This is a genomic window from Streptomyces misionensis (genome assembly GCF_007896895.1).
GTDB lineage: Bacteria > Actinomycetota > Actinomycetes > Streptomycetales > Streptomycetaceae > Streptomyces > Streptomyces misionensis_A.
Window position 1 is genome coordinate 33,573 of record NZ_VOGW01000029.1, and the last position, 2,564, is coordinate 36,136.

At 74.4% G+C, this 2,564-nt stretch carries 3 protein-coding genes; 1 reads left to right on the plus strand and 2 read right to left on the minus strand.

Going from position 1 to position 2,564, the window contains the following annotated elements; translation table 11 throughout:
- Positions 1–905 (minus strand): ABC transporter ATP-binding protein (locus FRZ03_RS04985; RefSeq protein ID WP_146463919.1); only part of this gene is annotated, 905 nt, incomplete at its 3' end.
- Between the two features lie 231 nt (positions 906–1,136).
- Here FRZ03_RS04985 and FRZ03_RS04990 point away from each other — a divergent pair.
- A complete protein-coding gene (locus FRZ03_RS04990; RefSeq protein ID WP_146463904.1) occupies positions 1,137–1,997 on the plus strand; it encodes a MaoC/PaaZ C-terminal domain-containing protein in 861 nt (286 codons plus the stop codon).
- Positions 1,998–2,178: 181 nt separating this feature from the next.
- Here FRZ03_RS04990 and FRZ03_RS38805 read toward each other — a convergent pair whose 3' ends face one another.
- Positions 2,179–2,337 carry a hypothetical protein gene (locus FRZ03_RS38805; RefSeq protein WP_186785261.1) on the minus strand — a complete coding sequence of 53 codons (159 nt, stop codon included), beginning with the start codon at positions 2,335–2,337 and terminating at the stop codon, positions 2,179–2,181.
- Between the last annotated feature and the right edge of the window lie 227 nt (positions 2,338–2,564).

Here is a 2,564-nt window from a genome sequence, read left to right on the forward strand (position 1 = left end):
CCGTCGTGGTGGGGCGGCGACGTGAGCGCCAGGAACGCGTCGTCCAGCGACGCGGGCGCGACCTCCAGCCCCCGTATCGCGCCCAGTTCGGCCAGCGCGATCACCGTCGCGTCGGAGTCGTCGGTGCGCAGCCGGGCCCGGTCGCCGTGCACCTCCAGCGAGCGGACGCCGGGCAGCAGGGCGAGCCCGTCCGGGGCGCGGCCCGCGAGGGTCACGGTGACCAGGCTGCCGCCCGCCGCGCGCCGCAGCTCCTCGCCGGTGCCGTCGGCGACGACCCGGCCCCGGTCCATGACCACGATCCGGTCGGCGAAGTCGTCCGCCTCCTCCAGGTAGTGGGTGGAGAAGACGACGGTGTGGCCGCGCCGGGCGTAGCCGCGCATCGCCTCCCAGAACGCGTGCCGCGCCGCCACGTCCAGCGCCGCCGTCGGCTCGTCCAGCACCAGCAGCGAGGGATCGCCGGCCCGCGCCACCGCGAACCGCACCCGCTGCACCTGCCCGCCCGACAGCCGGTCCACCCGGCGCCCGGCCAGCGCGGCGATCCCGGCCAGCTCCAGCGCCCGGGGCACCGGCATCGGCGCCGGGTAGCGGGAGGCCACAAAGCCGACCAGCTCGCCCACGGTGACCCGGGGCACCGGCCGGGCGTCCTGGAGCATCGCGCCCACCCGGCCGGCCCGCACCGCCCGCTCCGGATCGGTGCCGAACAGCTCCACCCGGCCGGCGTCCGGCGGGTACAGCCCCAGCAGCAGGCCGATCGTGGTCGACTTGCCGGCCCCGTTGCGGCCCAGCAGGGCCACCGTCTCGCCGCGCGCGATCCGCAGATCCACCCCGTCCACGGCGCGCACGGACCCGTATGCCCGGACCGCCCCCGTGAAGGACACGGCGGTGTCCTCGTCCTTCTCCGTCATGGCTACGACAGTACGAGCAGGACCCGGCCGCGCGGCAGATGCGCATGTACGGTCCCGGGCAGTACGAAAGTCACGGCCCGACGGAACCGACGCCCCGTCAACAGCGCTTCTCAGGTGCACAGGACCCGGCTGTACAGGGGGCGCTTGGACTGGAACGCGTTCTCGGTCCGTCCCGTGGACGACCTCGGTGCGGACGGCCGCGCCGAGGTCCCGACACCTCTCAGGAGCCCCATGCCCATCGACGCAGCCAAGGCCCTCGCCGCCGGACCCCGCTCCGGACCGATCACCTGGACCGCCAAGGACGTGCAGCTCTACCACCTGGGCATCGGCGCCGGCACCCCCGCCACCGACCCGGACGAACTGCGCTACACCCTGGAGTCCCGGCTGCACGTGCTGCCCAGCTTCGCCACCGTGGCGGGCGCCGGCGCGCCCGGAGTGATCGGCGGACTGTCCATGCCGGGCATCGACGTCGACCTGGCCAGGGTGCTGCACGGCGGACAGACCCTGCGCCTGCACCGGCCCATCCCGGTGGCCGGCACCGCCATCGCCACCTCCCGCATCGTCGCCGTGTACGACAAGGGGAAGGCCGCCGTCCTCGTCCTGCGCACCGACGTGGCCGACGACCGGGGCGCGCTGTGGACGAACGACGCGCAGATCTTCGTGCGGGGCGAGGGCGGCTGGGGCGGCGAGCGGGGCCCCTCGGCCCGCACACCGGAGCCGGCCGGGCCGCCCGACCGGATGGTCGAGCGCCCCGTCCGCCCCGACCAGGCCCTGCTCTACCGCCTGTCCGGCGACGACAACCCGCTGCACGCCGACCCCGAGTTCGCCGAGCGCGCCGGGTTCGACCGGCCCATCCTGCACGGGCTGTGCACCTACGGCATGACGCTCAAGGCCGTGGTCGACACCCTGCTCGACGGCGACGTGGGGCGGGTGCGGTCGTACACCACCCGGTTCGCCGGCGTCGTCTTCCCCGGCGAGACCCTGCGCATCCGCATGTGGCGGCAGGAGGCGGGCCGGGTGCGGGTCGCCGTGGGCGCCGCCGAGCGGGACGACGCGCCCGTGCTCGCGGACACCGTCGTGGAGCACTCCTGAAACCGGACCGACGAGGGGAGCCGGACCTGCCCGCGACGGGCGTCGAGCCGGACCTGCCCGACTCGCCGCCCGAGGGCGGCACATAGAGAAGTGGGCATGGAAAAGCGGGACATAGAGAAGCGGGACATAGAAGAAGAGGGGGCACCGGCCGGTGCCCCCTCTTCCTTCCCGCTGTTCGGCCTCAGGCGGCCGCCTCGGTGGTCTCCTCGGCGGGCCTGCGGTGCCGGCCGTGGGGAGCCGTGTCGCTCTCCTTGGCCGCGACCTCACCGCGATGCCGGCCGTGGCCGGCGTTCTCCCCAGAGTCGGCAGACAGCTGCTTGGCCGTGCTGGTGTCGCTCATCGGACGTATTCACCCCGTCAACATCATCTTTCGTACAGCCGGGCGAGTTTAACCGGCCCACCGCCGGGCGAATCCAGGCGTACACGCCAACCGGCACTAGTTCGTTACAAGACGTTCCAGAGGCGCTTGCTGCAACGGCACCGGACGGGGCGGAACCGGCTCCCCGGGGACCGCGACCGGTTCCGCCGGGCCCGGCTGAGCCGCCCGCCGGGACAGCGCGCCGGGCC